The organism is Sphingobacterium deserti (assembly GCF_000757725.1).
In the GTDB taxonomy this organism is placed as follows: domain Bacteria; phylum Bacteroidota; class Bacteroidia; order Sphingobacteriales; family Sphingobacteriaceae; genus Sphingobacterium; species Sphingobacterium deserti.
In genome coordinates, this window is record NZ_JJMU01000065.1 from 121,520 (window position 1) to 147,869 (window position 26,350).

Sequence of the window (26,350 nt, forward strand, 5' to 3'; positions counted from 1 at the left end):
CTAAACAAGAAAGATAATATCCAATAAATAAAACCCTGCGAAAATGGCGGAGGCTATCCCATTTGTCGTCATAAAAGCACGATTTACACGTGTCAAATCTGTTGGCGATACAATGCGATGCTGATAAATAAGTAGTGCACCATAAAACAATACTCCCGCATAATAAAACCAGCTCACATGGATATAAAACGCAGGTAACAGCACGAAAAGGAAAGACAGCACGTGTAATCCTTCCGAAATTCGTAATGCCTTTCGGCCGCCAAAGTAAGCAGGAATCGAATTGAGTTTGTTTTGTCTATCAAACTCTTCATCTTGTAATGCATAAATTATGTCAAAACCACCTGACCAGCACATTACAGCAAATCCAAATAGTACAGGCACGACCGCGAATTGATTTGTTACCACCAAATAGGCTCCAATTGGTGCAAGCCCAAGACCTATTCCAAGTACCAAATGGCATAGCGGTGTGATACGTTTAGTATAGCTATAAAATAATACCACAAATAATGCTACTGGAGATAACATTAAACATAAGGTATTGATGAAATAAGTAGATATAATGAATACTAAGCAATTAACGATTGTGAACGACAACGCACTTCGAGCCGTGATCTTTCCTGCAGGAATGTCGCGCATTGCAGTACGCGGATTTGCAGCATCAATATCTCGATCGAGGTAACGGTTAAAAGCCATAGCAGCATTTCGTGCGGTAACCATGCATACGAGCATTAATAGCAGTTTTTTCCAATCAAACTGGTGGTCAGTCGTTTGCAACGCAAGAAAAAAACCAATGATTGCAAAGGGTAATGCAAAGATACTATGTGCAAAAAGCACCAAGGAAAGGTACTTTTTCATCAATGCGAGGGTGTTGTAGGGGCTTCAAAGTTTGTATTCACTTCATGAATCATTTGTAGTATCGCCTCTGTTCCGCTTTTCATTTCAGCAGATGTGATGAAATGGGCGGGAACTTCTTCAAACCATTTGGTTAAGGTCTTACGGAACTTGGCGACATTTTGGTCAGTTTTTACAGCAGACTGTTTATCGGCTTTTGTAAACACCAACTGAAATGGTAGCCCCTGCTCACCTAGCCAATAACAAAAGTCGACATCGATTTTTTGCGGCTCGTGCCTGCTATCTATTAGAACGAATATGCATTGCAAATTTTCGCGCCTGGTAAGGTAAGCCCGGATAAATTTTTGCCACTCGGCCTTATTCTTTTTCGAGGTTTGCGCAAATCCATATCCTGGAAGATCCACCAAATACCATTCATTATTGATAACAAAATGGTTGATGAGTTGCGTTTTTCCAGGTTTTTGGGATGTCTTTGCTAGCCCCTTTCTGTTCGTCAAAGCATTAATAAGGGACGATTTGCCCACGTTTGACCGGCCAATGAAAGCATACTCCGGCAACTGAGGCGGAGGCAATAGTTTTACTTCTGTATTACTACAAACAAACTCTGCAGATTTTATGATCATACGCAAAGGTAAAGAATTCTCAAAGCTAAAAACAACTCCTTTTTTGAGGTGGAACTATTATTTTACAGTTTTTTTCACTTATTTTAGATAAAATTATACCCTCAATGCTTGAAATTAAGAATATTGTAAAACAATACAGTAACCATTTGGCGCTAAATAATGTGTCCATCTCGGTACCAAAAGGCAGTATTTTTGGACTCCTCGGCCCTAATGGTGCTGGCAAGACATCTCTTATCCGTATTATCAACCAAATCACAGCGCCAGATAGTGGCGAAATTTTCTTCGACGGTGAGCCACTGAAGCCTAGGCATATCGAGCGGATCGGCTATCTACCCGAAGAGCGCGGACTGTATAAAAAAATGAAAATCGGTGAACAAATGCTTTACTTAGCCCAGCTAAAGGGATTGAAGAAAGCTGATGCCGTTAGCCGAATCAAGTATTGGTTTGAAAAGCTTGACATGCAATCCTGGTGGGATAAAAAAGTCGAAGATTTAAGTAAAGGTATGCAGCAGAAGGTTCAGTTTGTTGCTACAGTGCTTCATGAGCCTGATTTAATAATTTTGGACGAGCCTTTTTCGGGGTTTGACCCTGTAAACGCGCAGATTATACAGAAAGAGATACTGGAACTAAATCAGAAGGGCGCTACGATCATCTATTCCACGCACCGTATGGAATCCGTTGAAGAACTTTGCGATTACATTGCCTTGATCAATAAGTCTGAAAAGGTTCTTGATGGCTCTGTATCTGCAATCAAGCGTTCTTACAAAAACCAAACCTACATGATTGCCTACAAGGCTAAACCTGGTATAGATTTTCAGGCGACCGAAAATAGCTTATTTGAGATCGTAACCCATCAGGTGTTGTCTGAAGAAATGGAAATGACAGTACGTATTGCAGATGAGACGTCGCTGAATGATCTCTTGTTATTCTTAATAGAGAGGATCGAGATACACCAAGTCAGGGAAATTGTTCCATCCATGCATGACATATTTATTGATAAAGTAACACAAATAAGCACGCCTCTACTTTAAACCATCATGAATAAAATTCCATTAATCATACAACGCGAATATTTCAGCAGAGTGAAAAAGAAATCTTTTTTACTTACTACGTTTTTGGTGCCGCTCTTCTTTATAGGAATGTACGTAGGAATCTTCTACCTGACTAAAAAAAGCTTTGATGATTCCCATTCGGTTGTCCATGTCGTTGATCAGCAAGGGACCGTTGCAGGATTGCTTAAGAGCAACAAAAATCTGACCTACACAACATCAAGCATAGCTTTGCAAAAAGAGATTGAAAATCTTAAAAATGAGGAAGAAAAAACGAATATACTAATTGTACCCAGCGATTTTTATGAATCGCGCCGCGTGGAGCTACTTTCATCGGGAAAGCCCAATATCACCACGCAAAATGAAGTTAAAGATCAGCTTAAAGAGATTATCCGTAACTCCGAGTATGAACGCTTAGGGTTGGACGGAGAAAACATTAAAAAGATCGACGATACTATTCAAATCAGCGCAAAAGAGCTTGGAGAAGATGGCGATGCCAAAGAAAGTCATACCGAAGTTGCGATGGGAATTGCAATGGCGCTATCTGTACTTGTCTATCTTTCCCTGTTTTTATACGGTGCGCAAGTGATGCGCGGTATTATTGAAGAGAAGACAAGTCGTATCGTTGAGGTCATTATTTCTTCCGTGAAACCATTTCAATTGATGATGGGCAAGATCATTGGGATTGGCCTTGTCGGTCTAACACAATTTTTGCTTTGGCTCGTGTTGACATTCGCGCTCACTAGTGTTGCGACGACATTAATCTTTGATCAACAGGATCTCAGCGCGCAGGCCGCTGCCCAATCGCTGCAAGGCGGAAACGGTGCCGCGGCGGCACAAGGCATGGACTTCTTAAACGCGCTTCAATCTATAAACGTGACGGAATTGCTGGTTTGTTTTTTCCTCTTTTTTATGGGTGGATATTTCCTCTATAGTGCATTGTTTGCCGCAGTTGGTTCAGCGGTGGATAGCGAGACCGAAGCGACACAATTTACGATGCCTATCACGATGCCTTTGCTGCTTACCTACATCCTATCATTTGGCGTTTTAGTTAATGATCCGAACGGAACCATCGCCACTTGGTTGAGCTTTATTCCATTTACTTCTCCTATTGCGATGCTGGTGCGGGTGCCTTTCGGTGTTCCGACCTGGCAAATAGCAGTTTCGTTGGTCATTTTAATTGCTGGATTCTTATTTACGACGTGGGTAGCGGGCCGTATTTACAAAACGGGCATATTGATGTATGGAAAAAAAGCTAGCTTTAAAGAACTTATTAAATGGTTTAAATATAAAAGTTAATATATTTACCTTCATTAATTAATATCGAAACAATGGCAACAACTTACGATGCAACTAACAAAAAATCCGGAACATTTAAAAAAGTGTTGGGCTGGATTATCGTCGTGCTATTACTGTGTGCTGGCGGATATGTATACTATCGTTATTACTTTGTTTTTGGCGAAGGCGTCAAATCTGGATACCTTAACTATGCTGTCAAGAAAGGGAACGTTTTCAAAACATATGAAGGCAAATTGATTCAGGAAGGGTTTGGCAGCTCAAAGGTAGGTACCGGTATATCCAGTAATGAATTTGAGTTTTCTATAGTGAGTGACTCGATTTTTAATGTGTTAGAAGTAAACAGTGGGAAGTATTTCGACCTTCACTACAAGGAGTATCACGGTATTTTGCCTTGGAGGGGCAATACGCGCTACGTCGTAGATAAGGTCGTCAATATGAAGTAATGAGTCTGCGACATCGCGAACCATCTAGCTCATCCCCTTACACTCGGGATGACACCTGAAAATTTCTAAACATAAAATGCGCCAGACCTAAAGCCTTGGCGCATTTTATTTGAACAGGTATTCCGGTGGGATAAATTATGTAAATACCTATTGTAGTTTTTTGTTTGGTTTGCTGCTCATCACGAAGGTTAAGTTGCCTCCCGAAGCGATATCGGCATGCTTTATTTTATATTCTGCAAGCCTTTTCCCATTGAACAGCACTTCTTTTACATACACGTTCTTAGTCGACTGGTTCACAGCCTTGACTTCGAGAACTTTACCATCTGCAAGTGTTAACGTTGCCTGCTTGACGGCCGGGCTACCGAGCCAATACTCATCTCCTCCTGGACTAACCGGATAAAATCCTAACGTGCTAAACAAATACCAAGCGCTCATTTGCCCGCAATCATCATTCCCACCCAGGCCATCGTGTCCCGTATGGTATTGGTTTTTAAGGATCATGCGAATACGCTCCTGCCCTTTCCACGCTATGCCCGCAAGATTGTGAAGGTACACCACATGATGCGCAGGCTCGTTGCCATGCACATAATTTCCTATGATTCCTTCCCGAGTAATGTCCTCCGTATTTGCAAAGAACTTATCCGGAAGGTGCATCGTGAATAATGAATCCAGATAAACAGCTAGGCGTTTCTTCCCGCCCATTAGCTGTGTTAATCCCTCTGGATCATGGGGAACATACAAACTATAATTCCATGTATTACCTTCAATGAAGCCTTGACCGTGTGTTTCCAAAACGTCAAACTTCGCTCTGAAATTACCCTTTGAATCCTTCGGACGCATAAAACCGATACGGTCGTCAAACAGGTTTTTCCAATTCTCTGCTCGTTTAGAAAAGGTTTGGTAGGTATCTTGTTCGCCCAAGTGTTTCGCCAGCTGAGCGATACACCAGTCGTCATAAGCATATTCCAATGTATTGGAAACAGAGGTTCCAGAAAGCTCATCAGGCACATAGCCAAGATCGATGTATGGGCCAATACCTTCATAGCGCCTAGTGTTAGCCGTTTGCACACAGGCGGCTAATGCAGCTTTACCATCACCTTTATAAACACCCTTAATTATGGCATCAGCAATAACGGAAACCGCATGATAGCCACTCATACACCAATTATCGTTAGCGTAATGTGACCAGATGGGAAGCATCTTTAATGTGCTTTGATCGTAATGTGCCATCATTGATGCGACCATATCTGCATTACGCTGAGGGTTTATCAGGTTCATATAAGGATGGAACGCTCGAAACGTATCCCATAGCGAGAACGATGTGTAATTTACAAATCCCTCCGCTTTATGAATCTCCTGATCCAGCCCTTTATACTCGCCATTCACATCCATATAAACCGTAGGCATCAACGCGGCATGGTACATAGCGGTGTAGAAATTTACATAATCATCTTTTTCTAACATGTCCACCTTGATCTTTTGCAATTCAGCCTCCCACAACTGTTGGCCTGCTTTTTTTACTTTTTCAAAATCCCAATGTGGCACCTCTTCTTCCATATTTTGCAAAGCATTTCGCATGCTTACGGGACTCAAGGCTACTTTCATCTGCACCTGCTCGGTATCAGCCACCGAAAAGTCGAAATGCATCTTCAGCTGTTTTCCCGCTAGATCTGGAAAATTATCTGTCTGATCAAACTTACGCCAGAATCCTTTGTAGGCTTGCTCTTTACCGTCATATTTTGCGCCGTAATTCTTGAATGGTTTTGAAAAGCGCATGGCGAAATATACCGTCCGCGTTCTCGCCCACCCGTTGCTTTGCATATATCCGGTGATTAAGCTGTCATTGACCACACGCACCACCGTCCATACGTTTTTATCGTCGTAGTTGTAAATGCCGGATTTTAGATCCACGATGATATGTGCATCATCCGTTTTTGGAAACGTGTAGCGATGGAAGCCCACACGATTTGTCGTGGTCATTTCAGCCAATACTCGTGGATCGTCTAAAAAGACTTTGTAATAGTTGGCTTCCGCGGTTTCTTTTGCATGATCAAATCGCGAACGATAGCCCTGATCAGGTTGGTCAGCGGTGCCCGGGTTAAGTTGCACCTTACCTACGGTTGGCATTACGGAGATATCACCAAGATCTGAATGGCCTGTCCCGCTAAAATGCGTATGGCTAAAGCCGACAATGGTTGGGTTTTTGTATTGATATCCCGCACAATATTGGTATACCTCGCCATTGTATTTACCATTTACAGCATACGGAATTGTATCTGTATCCGGGCTTAACTGAACCGCGCCAAAAGGCACCGTTGCTCCCGGAAAAGTATGCCCCATTTTTGCCGTTCCGATAATTGGCGACACATACTGCACGAGCTCATTCTTTTGTGCGAATCCCAAAAATGGTAAAAATAATAGTACCCCTAAATTCTTTAATTTCATCATATCTAATTTTACAAAGAAGACCAAATTGAAGCTGTTTACACCCCAATTCGGTCTCTTTACACGAACTTAATCATTATTTTTAAATGGCAGGATTTGCCTTGTAGCTGTCCCAAAGTGCATCTAACGACTTCCCTGTTTGCTTTTCCCAAAAGGAGTTATCGTATTTCTTTTCGCGCATAGCCTTGTCTAGTTTTACCATCGTTCCTTTCTTAACCTTTGTTTCTAACCAATAGAAAAATCGAGCGGTAATTCTATAGGCATTCTCGTAATGGTGTTCCGGCTTTAAATCAGGCAATTTCCAGTTTGCGCCTGCATTATCCACGCCGTCCACAAAGCGCACATAATCTGCTATTCCTTCTGTGATCCAGCCCGGCCCTGCATTTGCAGGGTATGCTTGAACCAAATGCATGCCTTCATGTGTGACGATGTCAATGTCTCCGGGGTTTTTCTTAAACCATTCTGGATTAAATCGTATGACGCCGCCACCTGCAGCTGCAATGCCATTATAATCCGGATCCATTACAAAAACTACCTTATTTATCGCTTGCTTATTGTATTTCTTCGCTAGCTGAGGGTAAGTTTTGAAGAAGGTATCCATTAATCGTTGCTTTACAACAGCATCAAATTCCTTTGCCTTGTCGATATAGACAAGGCTATATTTCCCTTTTGTCAATGTGTCTACAGAGACCGCGACTTCTATGTCTTTGTCTAGACGACTCCATTTGTCTTGCGCATTAGCAAAAAAAGTTAGTCCACTCAGAAAAGCAGTAAAAAAAAGTTTTTTCATTATATATCTATTTGTACACTAATTAGTATTTGTTTTTATCTAAAGTAAATGAGTACGGAACCGATTCAGTTGCTGCTCCACGCGTTTTATTAGGTTGATTGTGCATGTCAAAGGAGAGTTTGCCTCCTTTAAGAATTGTTTCGTGGCCAATCCAGTTTTTATCGAATACGTTATCATTCAATTTCGCGGCGTTGATGTAGCGGTTATCTTGGCTGTTACTTGGCGATTCGATGGTAAATGTTTTTCCGTTTTCCAAATGTATAGTCGCTTTTTTAAATAATGGCGCGCCCACAACATATTGATCCATAGCGGGACATACAGGGTAAAAACCCAGAGCCGAGAAAACATACCAAGCAGAGGTTTGTCCGTTATCTTCATCACCACAATAACCATCGGGCATAGGCTTATACATACGATTCAATACCTCACGGGTCCAATACTGTGCTTTCCAAGGCTCCCCAGCGTAATTGTACAGGTAGATCATATGCTGTATAGGTTGGTTTCCATGCGCATACTGCCCCATATTGGCGATTTGCATCTCGCGGATTTCGTGGATAACACCTCCGTAGTAGCTGTCATCAAAGGCAGGTACTTGGTTAAATACCGAATCCAGCATATGGACAAATATCTTATTTCCCCCCATCAAATCAATGAGGCCTTGTACATCATGAAATACCGACCAGGAATAGTGCCAACTGTTTCCTTCGGTGAAGGCGTCGCCCCATTTCAATGGATTGAACGGACTTTGAAATTTGCCGTCTTTATTTTTACCACGCATCAGTTTGGTTTCCGGATCGAACAGCTTTTTGTAGTTCTGCGACCGATCAGCATATAGCTTGATTTCGTTTTTTGGCCTTTTCAATGCTTTTGCTAAGCGGTATATAGCAAAATCATCATACGCATATTCCAAGGTACGCGCTGCATTTTCGTTAATGCCTACATCGTACGGCACGTATCCAAGTTCGTTATAGTACGCGACACCCTTTCGTCCTACAGCTGTCATGGGGCCTTCATGGTTTGCGCCGTGCTGTAGCGCTTCGTATAGCGTTTCAATATCATATCCGCGCAAACCTTTCAGGTAAGCTTCAGCTACCACGGAAGCGGAATTATTACCCACCATAATATCAGCAAAGCCAGGGCTGCTCCATTCGGGAAGAAAACCACCTTCTTTATAACAATTGAGGAGCCCTTCTTGCATCTCCTTATTGATCGATGGATACAACATATTTAGTAATGGATATAAAGCCCTGAATGTGTCCCAAAAGCCTGTACCTGCAAACATGTAGCCCGGCAATACCTCGCCGGTATATGGACTATAATGCACCACTTCTCCTTGCTTATTGATCTCATAGAGCTTATTAGGAAAGAATACTGTACGGTATAAGGTACTGTAGAACGTACGGTATTGCTCGTCTGTAGCGCCTTCGATCTCTATTTTACCCAAGACATCGTTCCACTTTTGGCGGCCGTGCTGTTTGATAGTCTCGAATGAATCGTCCTTTAATTCCTGCAAATTAAGCTGTGCCTGTTCCGTGTTGATAAATGAAGATGCTACTTTAGCCTGCACGACCTGCTCGCCTTTAGTTTTGGCAAAGCCAATGATAGCACCCGCGTGTTTACCACTTACTTTCTTGCCGTTGATCTTCTTTCCTTCTTCCAGAATCTGGAAATTGTCAATGGGCTTATCGAAGACGATGACAAAATGGTTCTTAAAATTTGGGAGCTTACCACGGCTGTAGCGACTTGAGTAACCTACGACCATATTTTTCTCGGGAATAACTTCGATTTCGGACCCACGGTCGAAAGCATCAAGCACTACAAAAGAGCTATCAGAGCCTGTAAACGTAAAGCGAAACATAGACGCTCTTTCTGTTGGTGTTACCTCAGCCATAACGTGATGATCTGCTAGGTAAACACTGTAATAGTAAGGCTTTGCGATTTCTGATTTGTGCGAAAACCAACTCGCGCGCTTATCTTGGTCAAATTCGGCATGCCCGGATACGGGCATCAGCGAAAACTGGCCATAGTCGTTCATCCATGGCGAAGGTTGATGGGTTTGCTTGATCCCCCTAATTTTGTCGGATCCGTAGGTGTATTGCCAGCCATTGCCGTTCTTTCCAGTTTGTGGCGTCCACATATTCATTCCCCATGGCAACCCTACCGCAGGATAGGTATTCCCATTGGAAAGCGAAACTTTAGAGTCTGTACCCATCAATGGGTTTACATAGTCTACCGGCGTCATTACGGGTTGTTCAGCCGCCGATAGGCTATTTCTGTTTGGATCATCAGCCTGTTTTCGCTGTGCGACGATTTCGCTGTGCTGGAGCATACTTAGTCCCAGCAAGGCCATGAGTAAATTTCTAGTGGTGTTACTTGTCATACTTTAGTGAAGAGTTTAGTTGTGCATTTGAAACCTATGCAGGTTAATTTAGCAGATGTGTTATGCAGGAGACATAGATTAAACGCTAAAATAACTGGTAGCAAATTAAGACCTTCTAGCGTGAGATAGCTGTTAACGACTTCCTAATAAATTGTTAATGGATTGTTAACGGAGCTTTTGTACGTCATGGTCAAGGAAAATATTCGATATTTATCGTAATATCGCGTAAAGATTGACGTCGATCCGGCGTATAATTTTAGTTCAGCACGAACATATGAATAGAAAGCACATTCCGATATCGATTATCAGTTTCGCTATACTTTTTGCAGTACAATACGTATTGATTTACAACACGTTTGTTTTAAGAAATAACCAATACCAGGTAGAAGAGCGAAAAATTTTAGACAGCACCTACCGTAACTTGATGTTGAATGATAAGCTCTTCCCAGGCGGACAACAACTTATAGATTCGATTATCCAACCCTATTATCCCGCCTTTCGGCAGGCCCAGCAACAGGGGTCTAAGGAATTTGACCAGGTCGCTAGAAAGTTTTGTGACACACTTTTTACTTCTTTGCAGCGGAGCAGCAACACGGACAGCCTATTTCGGGAACTCATAGCGAACGCCGCGCTTGATACAACGCTCCAATACGCCCTCATCATTACAGACTTCGAGATCACATTTGATGGAAGAAATTACCACAAAGTTTTGAAGGGAAAGTGGGAACTTAATAATTCTCGTCCTTACATTCAAATTGACGGTACACTTCAAGCTATTGATAAGCAAAATCAAATTACGGGACTTACCGTTAGCAGTCCACAAGATAATTCATACAAAATCGCGTTTGAACTACACGCCGATAATCCTGATTCCCGATTTTATCGAATTATTAAGCAGATGGCGCCGACTTTAATCCTTTCCTTCATTGCAATTTCGCTAGTGATCGGCATCTATTACCTCACCTACCGGAATTGGGCAAGACAAAAGAAAATGACGGAAATGACTTCTGATTTTCTGAATAGCATCACGCATGAGTTTCATACGCCTATTACCACAATTATTGTCGCGAACCGAAGTATAGAAAACCTAGAGAGTGCCGTTTCATCAGATAAAATCCAAGAACTCACGGCTATCATAGCACGCCAATCTCTGCGGTTGCAAAAGCTTATAAAGCAAGCATTGAATATTACCGAATTAAACGAATATAATCTAGACAAGGAGAGTTTCAAACTACTTCCTTTATTAAATGAATCTGTCAGCGATTATACGCTATCTGTTAAACATAATGTAAGTCTGACGTTTATCGACGAATTGCAGAATCCCGATACGGATATCAGATTGAACAAGTTTCTCTTTACTACCGCGGTATATAATATTTTTGATAACGCTGTGAAGTACAATACCTCGAAAATTAAGACAATCAAAATCAGGTTGTTTAAAAAAAATGAAGTGATCGGAATAGAAATTAGCGATAACGGCATTGGGATGAACGAGGAACAATTTCAAACAATCTTTCAGAAGTTTTACCGCGGTAAAGAATATATGAATAGACCGGGGCTGGGACTAGGATTATTCTATGTAAAGAAAGTCGCAGAAGCCCATGGTTGGCGTTTGGAAATATCAAGCGCCCGAAACGTAGGTACCGTTTTCACAATTTGGGTTCATTAATAATCAGTTGTAATGGAAAAGAAAAGAAGGTTATTGTATGTTGAAGATGAAGTAGATTTAGGCAATGTCGTGTCTCAGTATCTAGAAATGGTGGGTTTCGACGTCGTTTGGGTTAAAAGTGCTTCAGATGCCCACCATGCTTTTAATTCATTTGAAGCTTTTGATTTGATGCTTATTGACGTGCAACTTCCAGATTATAACGGCTTTCAGTTAGCTGAGGAGATTAATCAAAAAGCTGTTGGGCAAGCGTTTCTATTTCTAACCGCACGAAGAGAAAAAAAAGATCGCCTTCAGGGTTTGAATATTGGTGCTGATGATTACATCACTAAGCCTTTTGATGTGGACGAACTTGTGTTACGCATCCGAAACATTTTGAAACGTTTAGACTTTCAACATGCAAAGGTCCTGCATCAACATGAGAGCTTTATTACGCAAATCGGCGATATACAGATTAATCAAAATACCCATAAGATGTATTTTCCAGACGGAAAACAGATTGATCTTACCTTACGGGAAATGCAGGTCATGCTGTATTTGAATAAAAATCAAGGTGCGCTTTTACGCCGGGAAGATATACTCGTACAGATATGGGGTGAAAATGATTATTTTATGGGGCGAAGTTTGGATGTCTTTATCTCGCGTATTCGGAAATTTTTAAAACATTCTCAACGCTTGTCGATTGAGACGGTCTATGGATCGGGGTTTATTTTTCGTATTTCTGCGCTTTAGACCTCGCTCTCTATGCCGTCAGCGAAGATGCTACAAAAAGGGCTTCCATATGCGGGAAGCCCTTTTGACAGGCTGTTTAGAGCCCTATAAATCGCTATTGTAGACGTATCTAATTTCGTCTCGGAGGTTGTAGCGCGATGCCATAACCTCTCCATACGCACCTGCGGTACGGATAGCTATTAAATCCCCACGTTTCGATTCCGGAAGAGGAACTTCCTTTCCAAAGCAATCTGAGCTTTCGCAAATAGGGCCAACCACATCGTAATTTAATTTCGATTGTTGATCTTCACCTACGCGTTCGATCTGGTGGTAAGCTTGATATAGCGCCGGACGCATCAACTCTGTCATACCTGCATCAAGTACTAAAAAATGTTTTTTGACACCGCTTTTTGTATAAAGTACTTTGCTCACTAATGAGCCACACTGTGCAATAAGCGCACGGCCAAGCTCAAAGTGTACCTCCTGCTGCGGCGTACGCTCAAGGAATTTATCAAAAACGTCAAAATAAGCTTCAAAATCCGGGATCGGATTTGCGTCAGGCTGTTGATAATCTACACCCAGTCCGCCACCTACATTCAGTATACGAATCGTAGTACCGCGTTCTTCAAACCAATTTTTCCATTCGTTTACCTTCACGCATAAGCTTTTGAAAACGTTCATATCGGTAATTTGAGATCCGACATGGAAATGCAATCCCATGAGCTCTACGTTAGCCGACTTCCGTATCACCGCCGCGGCCTGTTCCAACTCTGATGTAGGGACGCCGAATTTGTTCTCGTCAAGCCCTGTCGTAATGTAATGATGCGTATGTGCATCAACATTTGGGTTAATACGTAAAGAAACGTGCGCGATAACACCGGCTTCTACGGCAAGCTCGTTGATCACTTCCATCTCTTGTATGGACTCCACATTGAACGTGAAAATTCCGTGTGCTAAAGCCATACGAATTTCCTTATCTGATTTGCCTACCCCGGCGAAGGTGATTTGGCTTGCTGGAAACCCAGTATCAATAGCCTTTTGCACTTCGTTGCCGCTCACGCAGTCCGCACCAAAACCCTGGCGTTGTATTTCCGATAGCAGGCGATCATTAAAGTTCGCTTTTAATGCATAATGTACGTGAAAATTCCGTTGATCGGCTGCCCGCTTCGCCCTGCTTAAGGTTTCGTGCAGCAAATCTAAATCGTAATAATAAAATGGTGTCTCGAAGTCCTTGATTTTCTCTTCTTGCAATTTGTTAAACAACATACGTCCTTAGTAATTAAAATAATCTGTTGTGCAACGATCTCAATGCTTCCGTTTTGTGTTCCGCATCGAGCAGCATCGATACGTTATAGTCGGATCCGCCGTAGGAAATCATGCGTAACGGAAGATGCTTCACCGCGTCAAGCACCCGTGCCGCATAGCCATGTGTATTCGCACTGAAATCGCCAACCACACAGACTATCGTTTGATTATGGTCCACGCTTACTCGGCCGAAGTCTTCCACTTCCTTCATGATATCCGCTAAATTACGCGTATCATCAATCGTTAGTGAAACGGCTACTTCTGAGGTTGTAATCATGTCGATCGGTGTCTTATAACGCTCGAATATTTCAAAAATCTTCCTGAGAAATCCGTAAGCCAAAAGCATGCGCGATGAGTGTATATGGATTGCCGTTATATCATCTTTCGCTGCTATTGCCCTTATTTGGCCGGTTGTACCACCCTCTTTACTAATCAAGGTTCCTGCCGCTTGCGGATCCATGGTGTTCAACAGACGAACGGGCACATTATACTTTTGCGCAGGAAATACGCTTTGTGGATGTAGGATTTTCGCTCCGAAATAAGCTAATTCCGCCGCTTCATCAAAGCTCAGGTTTGCTATTGGTGAGGTGTTTTTCACCACACGCGGATCATTATTGTGCATACCGTCGATGTCTGTCCATATTTGCACCTCATTGGCCTGTATAGCCGCACCTATTAATGATGCTGTATAATCTGATCCGCCACGACGTAGATTGTCTATTTCTCCGAACGAATTACGACATATAAAGCCCTGCGTGATAAATAATTTATTAGCACCATGTATGCTAAGTAAGTTTGACAATTTTTCACCGATATACTCGACCATTGGCTCATTGTCCTCATCAATTTTCATGAAATCCAAAGCCGGCAGTAATACAGAAGGGATTCCGATTTCTTCCATATGAAAGTGAAAAAGTGTGGTGGAGAGTAGCTCGCCTTGTGCTAGTGTAATTTTCTCTTCTACAGGGGTAAACATCTCATTACCCAACGAAGCGATATAATTAAAATGATAGTCAATTAGATTCTTTCCTTTTTCCAGTCCTTGCTCTGTTTGGAAAAGTTCCTTTATCAAGTGCTCATATTTATTCTTGTGCGTTTTGATAAGCTCAATAGCTTCTTCTCTTTTTCCTGCTAGAAATGTTTGGCCAATTTCAACCAAAGCATTTGTGGTACCTGCCACTGCGGATAACACAACAATTTGTCGCTCATTTGGATCTACTATATCAAGTAGTCCTTTAATGCGCTGCGCACTACCTACGGATGTGCCACCGAACTTTAAAATTTTCATAATTCGAATAAACTATTCTATAAAACGTGTAAAAGTAATTAATTCTGATTTGATATGTAAACAAAAATGCGGCACAAACGCTTCAAATAGCTTTTGTGCCGCATATAGTTGTTATGCGGAAGTCCTACTTCTTCAGTTGCTCTATTAGCAGCGACGCAAGTTCAATACCGATGCGCTCCTGCGCTTCATTCGTTGCCGCTCCAATATGCGGTGTCAACGATATGCGCGGATGCGCTAAAATCTCTTTTCTTGGCGTAGGTTCATTATCAAACACATCCAAGGCCGCGAACCCAACTTTTCCTGAATCTAGTGCCTCTACAAGGGACAACTCATCAATTACGCCACCGCGAGATGCGTTAACGAGTCCTACCCCATCTTTCAACAAGGCAAATTCCTCCTTACCAATAGCGGGCTTATCCAAGAATGGCACATGCAGCGTAATAAAATCTGCGCTACGCAACACCTCGTCGAAGCTGACCTGCTTTACGGGCAGGTCTACAGTAATTCCTCCCGAGAAAGATACGGACAACGTTTCTGGACCGTCGAAAAGATCCGTATATACAACATCCATACCTAACCCTAATGCGACTTTTGCCGTTTCACGCCCAATGCGTCCGAAACCAACCACACCCAAGGTTTTACCACGCAATTCAATACCCTTCGCATAGGCTTTCTTTAAACCTGCGAAATTGGTATCACCCTCTAAAGGCATTTTGCGATTTGCATCATATATGAAGCGTACACCATTTAATAGATGTGCAAACACAAGTTCTGCGACAGATAGCGATGATGCTGCCGGTGTATTGATCACAGCGATTCCTTTCGAGCGGGCGTATTCCACATCAATATTGTCCATACCGACACCGCCACGGCCGATGGCTTTTATATTCGGACAAACATCTATTAACGCTTGTCTAAGCTTTGTCGCGCTACGCACGGTAACTGCGTCATAAGCATTTAACTTCGTCGCTAGTTCATCCTGTGGTATATGGTTTGTATCTACTTCAAAACCGGCATCTTCCAACAGCTTTTTTCCAGCTGCGTCAATGCCGTCATTTGCTAATATTCTCATTGTTAAATTCAAAATTAAAAAGTAAAAATTAAAAAGTCAAAAGTCAAAAATGACAAGTTAAAAGTCAAAATGACTATTCAAAACTTCAACTGCTTTTACGCACCTTGTTTTTCTTCAAACTCTTTCATAGCATCTACCAATGCGTTGACAGACGATATGGTCAACGCGTTATAAATTGATGCACGGAAACCGCCGACTGAACGGTGTCCCTTGAGACCTATCAAACCGCGTTCTTTTGCAAGTTCCAAAAATGCAGCTTCCTGCTCTGCTGTATCCATCACAAACGTCACGTTCATTCGTGAACGATCTTCCTGGTTTGCTGTACCTTTGAAATACGGATTACGCTCAATCTCGTCATACAAAGTCCGTGCTTTGATGATGTTTTCTTGCTCGATGACCGATACACCACCTTTTTCCTTCAGCCAACGAAGGTTCAACAAAGAAACGTATATAGAGTATACCGGCGGTGTATTATACATGGAACCCGCCTTTGCATGCTGTTGATAATCGAAAATACTCGGTATAACACGTCCCGATTTACCTAACAAATCATCTTTAACAATGACCAGGGTAACGCCTGCCGGGCCCATATTTTTCTGTGCACCCGCATAGATTAAGTCAAAATCAGCTACGTTGATAACTCGGCTCAATATATCGGATGACATATCCACAGCGGTAGGGATACTCACCTTTGGCTTTTCAAATATTTCGGTTCCGTAGATGGTATTGTTCGAGGTGTAATGAAAATAAGTAGCATCCGCTGGAACGACAAAATCCTTCGGAATGTAAGTATAATTTTTATCAGACGATGACGCAACAATTTCAACATTTCCTAATTTGGACGCTTCCTTCGCTGCTTTAGTGGCCCAAACGCCGGTATCTAAATACGCCGCCTTTCCACCTTCCGGTAAAATATTCATAGGTATCATCGCAAACTGCTGGCTAGCACCACCCTGCAAAAACAATACTGAATACCCCTCAGGAACTTCCAATAACTCTCTTACCAATGCTTCAGCTTCCACGACAACCTGTTCGAACTCTTTGGAACGGTGCGATATTTCAAGAATGGAAAGCCCTGTATTGTTAAAATCAATAACTGCTTCGGAAGCTTCTTGAAATACTTCCTTCGGAAGAATGCATGGTCCTGCCCCAAAATTGTGTTTCATCGTTAATATATTAATAGTAAATAAATTATAACATAGCCATCTAACCTTCATCGATTAAATGAAAAGCAAAAATAGCATATTTTTTAATTTTTTTCATGCATTTATAACTTTTGTTATAAAAAACACAAATAATATCTTTTTTTAATAGAAAAATGACATAATGGCAACCAAGCATCGGCGGAGATTGAGATGGCCTGCGGTCGTCAAACATACCACAACATGCTCAGTGCCTGCCCTTCTCGGGAAAGCTAAAGGATTTGATAGCCTTTTTAGCGAAAAGTGATGCACCTGAAAATTAAAAAAAATCGTAACTTCGCATGCGATGTGTGCAATCTCTTGACATATCAAGTTTTATCGAAACCGCATAAATATGGCTGAAGAAACAGAAAACGAAAACAATTTAGTCCCTGCTAACGACAGGATCATCCCTATTAACATCGAGGATCAAATGAAATCCGCTTACATAGACTATTCTATGTCAGTAATTGTTTCCCGTGCGTTGCCCGATGCCAGAGATGGAATGAAGCCTGTGCACAGACGTGTACTTTATGGCATGTTAGATCTAGGGGTTACGAGTGGAAAACCTTATAAGAAATCTGCCCGTATTGTTGGAGACGTTTTAGGTAAATACCACCCCCATGGTGACTCCTCCGTTTACGATGCAATGGTGCGCTTGGCTCAAGATTGGAGCATGCGCTATCCCCTTGTTGATGGTCAAGGTAATTATGGTTCCGTGGATGGAGATCCACCAGCGGCAATGCGTTATACCGAGGCTAGACTGAAAAAAATCGCTGAGGAAATCTTGTCGGATATCAATAAAGACACCGTGGATTTCCAGCTGAACTTTGATGACTCTTTACAAGAGCCCACAGTTCTTCCTACGCGTATTCCTAATTTATTAGTAAATGGCGCATCAGGGATTGCAGTGGGTATGGCTACGAATATGGCTCCGCATAATCTTTCTGAGGTTATCGATGGAACTGTAGCTTATATTGACAACCGAGAAATCGAGATTTCTGAGTTAATGCAGCACATCAAAGGTCCGGATTTTCCAACGGGTGGTATCATATATGGTTATAACGGCGTTAAGGATGCGTTTGAAACCGGACGTGGCCGCGTGGTTATGCGCGGTAAGGCCGAAATTGAAACGCTTAAAAATGGCCGGGAGTGTATCATCGTGACGGAGATACCTTATCAAGTTAACAAAGCCAACATGATTGAGCGTACTGCCGAGTTGGTAAATGAGAAAAAAATTGAAGGTATTGCCACCATTCGTGATGAATCTGACCGGGAAGGGTTTCGCATTGTTTACGAAATAAAAAGAGAAGCAAACGCCAATGTTGTTCTAAACAATCTCTATAAATATACAGCGTTACAAACCTCATTTTCAGTAAATAACATAGCACTTGTTAAAGGGCGGCCGATGTTGTTGAATTTGAAGGATATGATCCATGAATTTGTGGAGCACAGGCATGAGGTCGTTATTCGCCGTACAAAATTTGAGCTCGCCGAAGCGGAAAAACGCGCACATATCTTGGAAGGATATCTTATCGCGTTAGATCACCTTGATGAAGTAATCAAGTTAATCCGCGCATCTGATACACCAGAAGATGCACGTCTGGGTTTGATGGAACAGTTTGGACTTTCTGACATTCAAGCTCGAGCAATTTTGGATATGACGCTAAGACGGCTTACCGGCCTGGAGCGTGATAAGATTAAAGAGGAATATGCAGAACTGATGAAAACTATCGAATACTTAAGAGAAGTATTAGCGGACGAAGGTCTACGCATGAAGATCATCAAAGAAGAGCTTGCTGAAGTTAAGGAGAAATTTGGCGATGAACGTCGTTCTGTGATCGTGCATTCTGCGGAAGACATGCGTATGGAAGACTTTATCGACGATGAGGAAATCGTAATTACGATTTCGCACAATTCTTATGTTAAGCGTACGCCATTGACGGAATATCGCAGGCAAGGGCGCGGCGGGAAAGGCGCAATAGGTTCATCGACTCGTGAAGAGGATTTTACCGAACATATCATTACAGCATCGGCGCATAATTACTTGCTTCTGTTTACCGATAAAGGACATTGTTTTTGGCTGCGCGCATTTGAAATACCGGAAGGAAGCCGCACCTCTCGCGGACGTGCCTTGCAAAATATCATCAACGTGCCGAAAGAGGAAAAGATCAAGGCTTTCATCAAAATTATAAACCTGAAAGATCAGGAATATTTGGAGAATAACTTTATCATCATGTGTACCAAAAAAGGTACAATCAAGAAAACATCTCTTGAAGCTTATTCACGGCCACGCGCTAACGGTATTAACGCCATCAATATCAATGAAGGAGATGAATTGCTTGAAGCTTGCTTAACAACTGGCGGTAGCGAAATCGTCATGGCATTGCGCTCTGGGCGAGCAATCCGTTTCAACGAAGCAAATGTGCGCCCGATGGGTAGAACAGCTACCGGCGTGCGCGGAATAACCTTAGCGAGTGAGAAAGATGAGGTTGTTGGCATGATTGCTGTAGATAGTTCAGATACCACGGTACTTGTTGTGTCGGAAAAAGGATATGGAAAACGCACAGATGTTGAGGACTACCGCGTTACAAACCGTGGAGGAAAAGGTGTTAAAACGATTAACGTTACAGATAAAACAGGCGAGCTTGTAGCCATTAAAGGGGTTACGGATGCGGATGACTTAATGATGATTAATAAGTCTGGCATTGTTATTCGGATCGGAGTTGAAACGCTTCGTGTAATGGGTAGAGCAACGCAAGGTGTACGTTTAATTACATTGAAAGATACTGACGCCATCGCCTCGATCACTAAGGTGGCGCGCGAGGAAGAAGAAGTGGAAGAAGGCTTGGAGATCAATACAGATAATGATGAATCAAACGGATCGACAGATACAGATGACAACGAGCAATAGGAAATTTTCTGCATTGCACGCACTCGTTTCGGGGGTGTTGCTTTGTATATCGGCTAATAGTGTAGCACAATCAAACTACAAAGAAAGCAGCAACAGCTTCGCTTTTTACACGCAAACCGGCGATTTAAAAAACTTGGAAAGCGCGAAAAAATTTATTGATGCCGCTTATCAGACGCGTCGGGATTCGACAAACACCCGTGTGAATGTGTTGCGCGCTATGATATATAGTTCGATGGCTTACGCGGATTCAGCGCGTACGATCAAAAATCCTACAGACCCGATCAATATTACGTACAATTCCCTCGGAAAAATAAAACCTAGAGATGTACAAAATTATGCAGCGGAAATGAAGTATGTTAAGCAGAACCTTGCAGCGGCCCATATCGCCAACGCGAACAAGGCCTTAGCGAAACAAGATTATACAGCTGCATATAATAGTTATTTGAAAGTCAGAGATCTGAACGTCACCAATTATGATGTAACCTATAACCTGGCTTTATTGGCTGTACAAACGAAGCAGTATGACTCTGCCGTAGGTTATTACAACCAGATTCTAAAGAATGATGATCCATCTGCTGATCGTTATTTGGAACTTGTCAACGTATATAACCAGCTTGGTAATAAACAAGCTGTCTTGAATACTTTACAAACTGCGCGCACTAAATTTCCAGACAATAAACGCGTATTGATGCGTTTGATCCAGGAGTTTGCACAGAATACCGAGTACAAAGCCATCGTACCTTTGGTCGATGAGGCAATAAAATATGAACCGCAAAATGTCGAACTAAATTATTTGGCGGGCTATTCGAATGAAACGGTTGGTAATTTAGAGATTGCAAAGAAATACTACCAACAGGTATTAGCGCTTAACGAGAATAACTACGAATCCAATCTTGCGCTTGGCCTCATCTATTTAAATGACTTTTTACGTGACGACAACAACGATGAAGCGCAATACAATGCGCAAAATTTATTGCTTAAGGCAAACGAAATTCGCCCATATGACGTTAATGCTCTAAAGTCTCTCTCATTATATTATGAGAAATCAGGCGATCTGGCTCAGTTAGATCGCGTTAAATTATTATTGAATCAACTATCAAATAATTAGGTATGAATGTAAAAAAAGCAATAGTATTTTCATTACTGCTAGCCGCTGGCAGCAGCACCTTTGCACAAACAAGTAATTTAAGAAAAGCGAAGACTGCTTTGCAAAAATTTGAAGAGCTCAAAGGAGCTGGCTCCGCTGAGTTGGGTAAAAGCAACCTCGATGCTGCAAAGGAAGCAATTGACCAAGCTATCGTACATGATAAGACTAAAGATGATGCAGAAACTTGGACTGTTTATGCTTTGGTAAACGCAAATTTAGCTTCTGTGAATAGTACTGCTGAAGCTGCTACTGCTGCATCAGAGGGAATAAAAAAAGCGACTGAGCTTGATAAAGATGGCAAAAATGCCGAAAACATCAAGGTTGCAGGGCAATTATTGGGTCAATTTAACTTTAATCAAGGTGTAGCAGCCTGGGAAAAGCAAGATTTCAAAACTGCCTATGGCTCTTTCGATCAGGCATTGGGCTATCTTCCCGGCGATACTACACTAACGTATTACTCGGGCTTAGCGGCTATCCAGAATAAGGATTATCCAAATGCTATTGAAAAGTTTAAAGAACTTGTCCCTGCAAAAGAATTTTCATCACATAAGTCGGTAATGGTCGATCTACCGAAGTTGTATTTATCAGCTCAGGATACGGCAAGCGCTATTGAGTATGCTGCACAAGCGGCACAGGCTTATCCTAATGATAACGACGCCGCGGTACAAAACATTGAATTGAATCTAATAGTTGGTAACGAGGCTAAAGTAATTACAGACATCGAAAACCAAATTGCAAAAGACGGTAATAATAAATCCCTATATTACTATCTAGGTATTGCGCAATCCGCATCTAATAACAACGACAAAGCTATTGAAGCCTATAAAAAAGCTGTTTCTATAGACCCTAACTACGCGGACGCTAACAGAAACGCGGCTGCAACCATTATCAATGGCGTACGGGATGAATTGAATGCGTTAAATGACAACAAAACATTGTCTAACACAGATTACAACGGAAAAGTAACTGCGCTGAAAGAGAAAATCAAAGAAGCGTTACCATATCTTGAAAAAGTGGTGGAAATAAATCCAGCAGATAAGGATGCTTTACGCAGTCTTAAGGGCTATTATGATTTCCAGCAAGATGAAGCTAAATCTGCAGAAATTCAAGCAAAAATTGACGCTGCAAATTAAGTAGTAGCGCTTTTGTGAAGCATAAAAAAAAATGGACATCGAAAAGATGTCCATTTTTTTTATTAAAGTGTGGGGTTTGACTTACAGCGACAGCTCCTTGCGTAGACGAGTAGCAAAGAACGCATCTGTGGATCGATCGGTTTTTTGCCATGTCATGTACGAATTCACATATACACCGTTGGATAAGACTGGCTCTGTAGATTTTAAATAAAGGATATCGCCTTCAAAATCTATTTTACGACGCTGTATTTTATTTTTCCAGTTTGGGAATAATGAACTTTCCACGGTGTATGTAACGATTGCCGTGCTGTTGTCAACTTTGAATTTACCACAGAATGCGATGTAGCCTTGCAGTGAGGAAACCATTTCTTCGTGGCTAGCCAACACTTTATCCTCACTTTTATAGGGCAATCGATTTTCTTTGCTTATCTGTACGGACATATAACCATCTGTGGTATACATTAGTAGACCGTATGGTGTCTTACCCATTGGAAATAAAGAATCATCACCTGCTATGGGGACTTCGATGTAGGATAAAAGTTTCCAAGTGCCTACCAATTCGTTTTTTAGTGATGTCATAAAAATAGTTCTATGTTTAGTCTATATCCATAACGTATTTTTATTTTGCTTAGTTTCTCCAAAAAGTGGAATGATACTATTTTGACAGAAATATTTTTGTTACATTTAGCTACCAAAATGATGTTATGCTATTATCGAATGTTGATACAGTTGAGAATATCAGTAAAGAGGATTTTTTAAATAGGTATTTCCGCCCCCAAAAACCGGTATTAATTAAGGGATTGGCAAAATCTTGGGATGCCTACGATAAGTGGAATCTAGAGTATATTTTTGAGCAAGCTGGCGATCAGGTAGTTGGTTTGTATGACAATAAGCCGGCGGATCCGAACAAAGCTACTGATGAACCCGTGACGACGATGAAGATGCGGGATTATATCCGCTTAATTAAAAGCCAACCATCTGACTTACGGATTTTCTTTTATATTATTACTGATAAGCTGCCAGCCCTACTAAAAAATTTTTCCTACCCGGATTTAGGATTTAAATATTTCAAACGCATCCCTACCCTTTTCTTCGGTGGAAGTGAGGCTCGCGTACTCATGCATTACGATGTAGATCTTGGCGATCTTTTGCATTTTCAGTTTGAAGGTAAGAAACGTGTTTTGTTATTTGCACCAGAGCAAGCCCCTTATCTGTATAAAGTACCGCTTTCTGTACATACCGTTTACAATGTCGATTACGAGAATCCCGATTACCGGTTGTTTCCTGCTTTGCAGCATGCAGAAGGTTATGAAATATTTATGGAACATGGGGATGCATTGTTCATGCCCAGCGGCTATTGGCATTTTAACAGGTACCTCGAGGCTGGATTTTCGGTCACGCTTCGCTCCTTTCCTTCTTCGCCAAAGCGCCTCTTGAAGATGCTGAAGGAGGTCTTTGTCATCCGCTATACAGACAAAATTATGCGGAAACTTTTGAAAGGAAAGTGGGTAACTTACAAACAGCAATCTGCGTTTAAAAAGAGTGAAACCGCTCTAAAGAAAAAACTTCAAAACGGAAGTAATGGCTAACTGCAACTGTGGGTCTGCCCTCACCTACATGGATTGTTGTTTCATTATACAGCAAGATATCAATAAAGCGATAACGGCTGAACAGTTGATGCGTGCACGCTATACCGCTTTTGCCCGATTACTGGTAGATTTTCTATACGATAGCTTTCACCCCGATAGCAGACGTTTTCAGAACAAAAAAGATATAGAGACTTGGGCAAGGCAAAACAAATGGATGCATTTGGAGATTTTACAGTCTACAAAGGATACCGTTGAATTCAAGGCGCATTACTTAAACAAGCAGTTTGAACCGGAAGTGCACCATGAAAAATCTAGATTTAAAAAGAGTCGTGGTATTTGGTATTATCTAGATGGAGATCTGCTTCCATAATATTTTTAAAAGACCTTGCATTAACATCAATTTATTTTGTACCTTTGCACTTCCGTAAGTGCGGAAAGTATTATTTAATTAACAAATTTATTAAAAATGCAACAGTACGAATCTGTCATCATTCTTACCCCGTTGCTTTCTGAGGAGGCTGCGAAAGAAGTAATCGCAAAATTCAAAACCATCCTTTCAGAAGGCGGAGCCGAGATTGTCGCTGAAGACAATTGGGGTTTGAAAAAATTAGCGTATCCAATCCAGAAAAAAACAACTGGATTTTATCACTTAACTGAATTCAAGGCTCCCGGTGAATTAATCAAAAAATTAGAGCTTGAATACAAACGTGATGAGCGTGTAATGCGTTTCTTAACTATTGCTCTAGACAAACATGCATTAGCCTACAACGAGAAAAAACGTAGCGGTGCATTCAATAAAAAAGCAGAAACTAAAACTGAGGAGGTAGCAAACTAATGGCAAACGAAAACATCCAATACGTAACTGCCCCTAAAGTAGAGGACAACCGTAAAAAATATTGTCGTTTCAAAAAGAACGGTATTAAATATATCGACTACAAAGACGCAAACTTCTTAATGAAATTTGTTAACGATCAAGGTAAGATTTTACCACGTCGTCTTACAGGTACATCTTTGAAATTTCAACGTAAAGTTGCTCAAGCTGTTAAGCGTGCTCGTATCGTTGGATTATTACCTTACGTAGCTGATTCATTAAAATAAGGAGGATACGACATGGAAATCATTTTAAAACAAGACATTAAACACCTTGGTGAAAAGGACGATCTAGTGGTTGTAAAGCCAGGTTACGGTCGTAACTACTTAATTCCTCAAGGATTTGCTATTTTAGCAACCTCTTCTGCAAAGAAAGTATTGGCTGAGAACATCAAACAAGCTCAATTTAAGCAAGAGAAGATCAAAAAAGACGCAACAGAATTAGCAGGTAAATTAGAAAGCGTAAAACTTTCTATTGGTGCTAAAGCTGGCGAGTCAGGTAAAATCTTTGGTAAAGTAAATAGCATTCAGCTTGCTGAAGCTTTGAAAGCACAAGGTTTTGACGTTGACCGTCGTCGCATCACATTCGAAGAAGAGCCTAAACATTTAGGTGAGTATGTAGCTAACTTAAACTTACACAAAGAAGTTAAAGTTCAAGTTCCTTTCGAAGTCGTTGCTGACTAATTAATCGTTAAACGAATTTGGAGAGGGATATGAGAAATCATATCCCTCTTTCTTTGTACATATATCTCTCCACCTCTCGGTTCTATTTAATTTTTTTTAAATACGGTGTAACATTACTTTCGTTTTTTTGTTGTTAGAGATAAGGCAATGTCCACATTCCTCTAATGCGGGTGTATATGGAGACACCCAATGGAATGCAATTGCCTATCAAACAATAAGTATGTAGACATGAAACCAAAAACGATCATATTTGGCTTGATAGCCGCGCTTGTCATCCTTGTGCTATTCAATAATAAAGAGGAAGCGAGCTTTTGGTTTTTCGGCGAGATACGCACATCAAAATTACTGATACTGGGTATCTTTTTCCTGCTGGGCGTCATTATGGGTGGAATTCTGTTTCGTAGAAAGCGCAAGCAACCTAATAAAATCAACGAGCTTCAAGATGAGGAAATCTCTGGAACTGGTGAAGCCACACCTGATCCCTACGCTCACCTATCCGCTGAAGACCGTAATTTCTTGGGAAAAAATGATTAACAAAGACGTTATAGATTTAGGACGCAGACGTGTTAACTGTTATGCTTTTGATTAGTACTATATTATGTTGGCTTAGATAATTAAATACGTATTTTTTTTGCATTACCGTTAGATTTTTCTAGATTTGCAACTCTTTAAACGCAGTAACGCTTATTAAAGGATTCCGTAGCTCAGCTGGTAGAGCAATACACTTTTAATGTATGGGTCCTGGGTTCGAATCCCAGCGGGATCACAAAAAAAGCTCAATCAAAAGATTGGGCTTTTTTTGTGCGCTGGGATGAGGACCCAAGGGTTCGAACTCCCTCGTTCCGGACTCGTGTGCGAGCTTGTGGGACGGAACATATCCCAGCGGGATCACGAAGGCACAAGAAATTG

The 26,350-nt window shown here is 41.5% G+C and carries 24 protein-coding genes and 1 tRNA gene; 15 read left to right on the plus strand and 10 right to left on the minus strand.

Annotated elements, in window-relative coordinates:
* Together DI53_RS17275 and yihA are read right to left on the minus strand one after the other, a co-directional pair.
* Positions 1-855: a UbiA-like polyprenyltransferase gene (locus tag DI53_RS17275; protein WP_037502699.1), complete on the minus strand. Its 855-nt coding sequence runs from the start codon at positions 853-855 to the stop codon at positions 1-3.
* Positions 855-1,475 (minus strand): ribosome biogenesis GTP-binding protein YihA/YsxC, encoded by a 621-nt coding sequence (yihA, locus tag DI53_RS17280; RefSeq protein WP_037502702.1) that lies wholly within the window; start codon positions 1,473-1,475, stop codon positions 855-857. Before yihA ends, DI53_RS17275 begins: the two co-directional genes overlap by 1 nt.
* A 104-nt stretch (positions 1,476-1,579) precedes the next feature.
* Between yihA and DI53_RS17285 the strand changes: the two genes are divergently transcribed.
* From DI53_RS17285 to DI53_RS17295, 3 genes are read left to right on the plus strand one after another with little or no spacing between them, the layout of a single operon-like run.
* On the plus strand, positions 1,580-2,506 hold the full coding sequence (locus DI53_RS17285) for an ABC transporter ATP-binding protein (RefSeq protein WP_037502705.1): 927 nt from the start codon (positions 1,580-1,582) through the stop codon (positions 2,504-2,506).
* 6 nt (positions 2,507-2,512) lie between these two features.
* Complete coding sequence (locus tag DI53_RS17290; protein ID WP_037502708.1) at positions 2,513-3,823, plus strand: ABC transporter permease; 1,311 nt, start codon at positions 2,513-2,515, stop codon at positions 3,821-3,823.
* Positions 3,824-3,855: 32 nt separating this feature from the next.
* Complete coding sequence (locus DI53_RS17295) at positions 3,856-4,266, plus strand: hypothetical protein (protein WP_037502711.1); 411 nt, start codon at positions 3,856-3,858, stop codon at positions 4,264-4,266.
* 147 nt (positions 4,267-4,413) lie between these two features.
* Here DI53_RS17295 and DI53_RS17300 read toward each other — a convergent pair whose 3' ends face one another.
* The 3 genes from DI53_RS17300 to DI53_RS17310 form a co-directional block, all read right to left on the minus strand.
* The gene (locus tag DI53_RS17300) at positions 4,414-6,711 is read right to left on the minus strand and encodes a GH92 family glycosyl hydrolase (protein WP_193790655.1); all 2,298 of its coding nucleotides are present in this window, start codon (positions 6,709-6,711) and stop codon (positions 4,414-4,416) included.
* Positions 6,712-6,793: 82 nt separating this feature from the next.
* Entirely contained in the window at positions 6,794-7,501 is a 708-nt protein-coding gene (locus tag DI53_RS17305) for a basic secretory protein-like protein (protein ID WP_052072527.1), read from the minus strand.
* Between the two features lie 22 nt (positions 7,502-7,523).
* The gene (locus DI53_RS17310) at positions 7,524-9,881 is read right to left on the minus strand and encodes a GH92 family glycosyl hydrolase (RefSeq protein ID WP_241462463.1); all 2,358 of its coding nucleotides are present in this window, start codon (positions 9,879-9,881) and stop codon (positions 7,524-7,526) included.
* 274 nt (positions 9,882-10,155) lie between these two features.
* Here DI53_RS17310 and DI53_RS17315 point away from each other — a divergent pair, with 274 nt between their 5' ends.
* Both DI53_RS17315 and DI53_RS17320 read left to right on the plus strand, forming a co-directional pair.
* On the plus strand, positions 10,156-11,550 hold the full coding sequence (locus DI53_RS17315; protein WP_037502717.1) for a sensor histidine kinase: 1,395 nt from the start codon (positions 10,156-10,158) through the stop codon (positions 11,548-11,550).
* A gap of 12 nt (positions 11,551-11,562) precedes the next feature.
* Positions 11,563-12,279, plus strand: coding sequence for a response regulator transcription factor (locus tag DI53_RS17320; RefSeq protein WP_037502720.1), 717 nt, complete (start codon positions 11,563-11,565; stop codon positions 12,277-12,279).
* Positions 12,280-12,363: 84 nt separating this feature from the next.
* Here the strand turns inward: DI53_RS17320 and lysA are convergent, their stop codons facing one another.
* The 4 genes from lysA to serC form a co-directional block, all read right to left on the minus strand.
* Positions 12,364-13,521 (minus strand): diaminopimelate decarboxylase, encoded by a 1,158-nt coding sequence (lysA, locus tag DI53_RS17325; RefSeq protein WP_420804751.1) that lies wholly within the window; start codon positions 13,519-13,521, stop codon positions 12,364-12,366.
* A 16-nt stretch (positions 13,522-13,537) separates the two neighbouring features.
* The gene (locus DI53_RS17330) at positions 13,538-14,851 is read right to left on the minus strand and encodes an aspartate kinase (protein WP_037502722.1); all 1,314 of its coding nucleotides are present in this window, start codon (positions 14,849-14,851) and stop codon (positions 13,538-13,540) included.
* 124 nt (positions 14,852-14,975) lie between these two features.
* On the minus strand, positions 14,976-15,923 hold the full coding sequence (locus tag DI53_RS17335) for a D-2-hydroxyacid dehydrogenase (RefSeq protein ID WP_037502725.1): 948 nt from the start codon (positions 15,921-15,923) through the stop codon (positions 14,976-14,978).
* Positions 15,924-16,018: 95 nt separating this feature from the next.
* A complete protein-coding gene (gene serC, locus DI53_RS17340) occupies positions 16,019-17,089 on the minus strand; it encodes a 3-phosphoserine/phosphohydroxythreonine transaminase (RefSeq protein WP_037502728.1) in 1,071 nt (356 codons plus the stop codon).
* A 370-nt stretch (positions 17,090-17,459) separates the two neighbouring features.
* Here serC and gyrA point away from each other — a divergent pair, with 370 nt between their 5' ends.
* Genes gyrA through DI53_RS17355 form a run of 3 tightly spaced genes read left to right on the plus strand, consistent with a single transcriptional unit; the run spans position 17,460 to position 22,298 of the window.
* Positions 17,460-20,018, plus strand: a complete 2,559-nt coding sequence (gyrA, locus tag DI53_RS17345; RefSeq protein ID WP_037502731.1) for a DNA gyrase subunit A — start codon at positions 17,460-17,462, stop codon at positions 20,016-20,018.
* The gene (locus tag DI53_RS17350; protein ID WP_241462464.1) at positions 19,972-21,126 is read left to right on the plus strand and encodes a tetratricopeptide repeat protein; all 1,155 of its coding nucleotides are present in this window, start codon (positions 19,972-19,974) and stop codon (positions 21,124-21,126) included. The genes gyrA and DI53_RS17350 overlap by 47 nt, the downstream gene beginning before the upstream one ends.
* Before the next feature lie 2 nt (positions 21,127-21,128).
* Complete coding sequence (locus DI53_RS17355) at positions 21,129-22,298, plus strand: tetratricopeptide repeat protein (protein ID WP_037502732.1); 1,170 nt, start codon at positions 21,129-21,131, stop codon at positions 22,296-22,298.
* Positions 22,299-22,379: 81 nt separating this feature from the next.
* Here the strand turns inward: DI53_RS17355 and DI53_RS17360 are convergent, their stop codons facing one another.
* Positions 22,380-22,877, minus strand: a complete 498-nt coding sequence (locus DI53_RS17360; protein ID WP_052072529.1) for a lipocalin-like domain-containing protein — start codon at positions 22,875-22,877, stop codon at positions 22,380-22,382.
* Between the two features lie 125 nt (positions 22,878-23,002).
* On the opposite strand from DI53_RS17360, the gene DI53_RS17365 reads away from it, so the two are divergent.
* The 7 genes from DI53_RS17365 (at position 23,003) to DI53_RS17395 (ending at position 26,207) form a co-directional block, all read left to right on the plus strand.
* Positions 23,003-23,887, plus strand: a complete 885-nt coding sequence (locus DI53_RS17365) for a cupin-like domain-containing protein (protein WP_037502736.1) — start codon at positions 23,003-23,005, stop codon at positions 23,885-23,887.
* A complete protein-coding gene (locus DI53_RS17370; RefSeq protein ID WP_037502738.1) occupies positions 23,880-24,257 on the plus strand; it encodes a YchJ family protein in 378 nt (125 codons plus the stop codon). Before DI53_RS17365 ends, DI53_RS17370 begins: the two co-directional genes overlap by 8 nt.
* Before the next feature lie 96 nt (positions 24,258-24,353).
* Positions 24,354-24,722 carry a 30S ribosomal protein S6 gene (gene rpsF, locus DI53_RS17375; RefSeq protein ID WP_037502740.1) on the plus strand — a complete coding sequence of 123 codons (369 nt, stop codon included), beginning with the start codon at positions 24,354-24,356 and terminating at the stop codon, positions 24,720-24,722.
* A complete protein-coding gene (rpsR, locus tag DI53_RS17380) occupies positions 24,722-24,985 on the plus strand; it encodes a 30S ribosomal protein S18 (RefSeq protein WP_037502742.1) in 264 nt (87 codons plus the stop codon). Before rpsF ends, rpsR begins: the two co-directional genes overlap by 1 nt.
* 12 nt (positions 24,986-24,997) lie before the next feature.
* A complete protein-coding gene (gene rplI, locus DI53_RS17385) occupies positions 24,998-25,441 on the plus strand; it encodes a 50S ribosomal protein L9 (RefSeq protein WP_037502745.1) in 444 nt (147 codons plus the stop codon).
* Positions 25,442-25,669: 228 nt separating this feature from the next.
* Positions 25,670-25,975: an LPXTG cell wall anchor domain-containing protein gene (locus DI53_RS17390; protein WP_037502748.1), complete on the plus strand. Its 306-nt coding sequence runs from the start codon at positions 25,670-25,672 to the stop codon at positions 25,973-25,975.
* A 159-nt stretch (positions 25,976-26,134) separates the two neighbouring features.
* Positions 26,135-26,207, plus strand: a tRNA-Lys gene (locus tag DI53_RS17395).
* The last annotated feature ends 143 nt before the right edge of the window (positions 26,208-26,350 follow it).

What these genes read in the sequence shown, in the direction of transcription:
- DI53_RS17275 (WP_037502699.1), bottom strand. Translation starts at nt 855, where the DNA reads ATGAAAAAGTACCTTTCCTTGGTGCTTTTTGCACATAGTATCTTTGCA.
- rplI (WP_037502745.1), top strand. Translation starts at nt 24,998, where the DNA reads ATGGAAATCATTTTAAAACAAGACATTAAACACCTTGGTGAAAAGGAC.
- DI53_RS17290 (WP_037502708.1), top strand. Translation starts at nt 2,513, where the DNA reads ATGAATAAAATTCCATTAATCATACAACGCGAATATTTCAGCAGAGTG.
- DI53_RS17285 (WP_037502705.1), top strand. Translation starts at nt 1,580, where the DNA reads ATGCTTGAAATTAAGAATATTGTAAAACAATACAGTAACCATTTGGCG.
- DI53_RS17300 (WP_193790655.1), bottom strand. Translation starts at nt 6,711, where the DNA reads ATGAAATTAAAGAATTTAGGGGTACTATTATTTTTACCATTTTTGGGA.
- yihA (WP_037502702.1), bottom strand. Translation starts at nt 1,475, where the DNA reads ATGATCATAAAATCTGCAGAGTTTGTTTGTAGTAATACAGAAGTAAAA.
- DI53_RS17355 (WP_037502732.1), top strand. Translation starts at nt 21,129, where the DNA reads ATGAATGTAAAAAAAGCAATAGTATTTTCATTACTGCTAGCCGCTGGC.
- DI53_RS17335 (WP_037502725.1), bottom strand. Translation starts at nt 15,923, where the DNA reads ATGAGAATATTAGCAAATGACGGCATTGACGCAGCTGGAAAAAAGCTG.
- gyrA (WP_037502731.1), top strand. Translation starts at nt 17,460, where the DNA reads ATGGCTGAAGAAACAGAAAACGAAAACAATTTAGTCCCTGCTAACGAC.
- rpsR (WP_037502742.1), top strand. Translation starts at nt 24,722, where the DNA reads ATGGCAAACGAAAACATCCAATACGTAACTGCCCCTAAAGTAGAGGAC.
- DI53_RS17330 (WP_037502722.1), bottom strand. Translation starts at nt 14,851, where the DNA reads ATGAAAATTTTAAAGTTCGGTGGCACATCCGTAGGTAGTGCGCAGCGC.
- DI53_RS17305 (WP_052072527.1), bottom strand. Translation starts at nt 7,501, where the DNA reads ATGAAAAAACTTTTTTTTACTGCTTTTCTGAGTGGACTAACTTTTTTT.
- DI53_RS17310 (WP_241462463.1), bottom strand. Translation starts at nt 9,881, where the DNA reads ATGACAAGTAACACCACTAGAAATTTACTCATGGCCTTGCTGGGACTA.
- DI53_RS17365 (WP_037502736.1), top strand. Translation starts at nt 23,003, where the DNA reads ATGCTATTATCGAATGTTGATACAGTTGAGAATATCAGTAAAGAGGAT.
- DI53_RS17320 (WP_037502720.1), top strand. Translation starts at nt 11,563, where the DNA reads ATGGAAAAGAAAAGAAGGTTATTGTATGTTGAAGATGAAGTAGATTTA.
- rpsF (WP_037502740.1), top strand. Translation starts at nt 24,354, where the DNA reads ATGCAACAGTACGAATCTGTCATCATTCTTACCCCGTTGCTTTCTGAG.
- DI53_RS17390 (WP_037502748.1), top strand. Translation starts at nt 25,670, where the DNA reads ATGAAACCAAAAACGATCATATTTGGCTTGATAGCCGCGCTTGTCATC.
- DI53_RS17295 (WP_037502711.1), top strand. Translation starts at nt 3,856, where the DNA reads ATGGCAACAACTTACGATGCAACTAACAAAAAATCCGGAACATTTAAA.
- serC (WP_037502728.1), bottom strand. Translation starts at nt 17,089, where the DNA reads ATGAAACACAATTTTGGGGCAGGACCATGCATTCTTCCGAAGGAAGTA.
- DI53_RS17350 (WP_241462464.1), top strand. Translation starts at nt 19,972, where the DNA reads ATGATGAATCAAACGGATCGACAGATACAGATGACAACGAGCAATAGG.
- DI53_RS17370 (WP_037502738.1), top strand. Translation starts at nt 23,880, where the DNA reads ATGGCTAACTGCAACTGTGGGTCTGCCCTCACCTACATGGATTGTTGT.
- DI53_RS17360 (WP_052072529.1), bottom strand. Translation starts at nt 22,877, where the DNA reads ATGACATCACTAAAAAACGAATTGGTAGGCACTTGGAAACTTTTATCC.
- DI53_RS17315 (WP_037502717.1), top strand. Translation starts at nt 10,156, where the DNA reads ATGAATAGAAAGCACATTCCGATATCGATTATCAGTTTCGCTATACTT.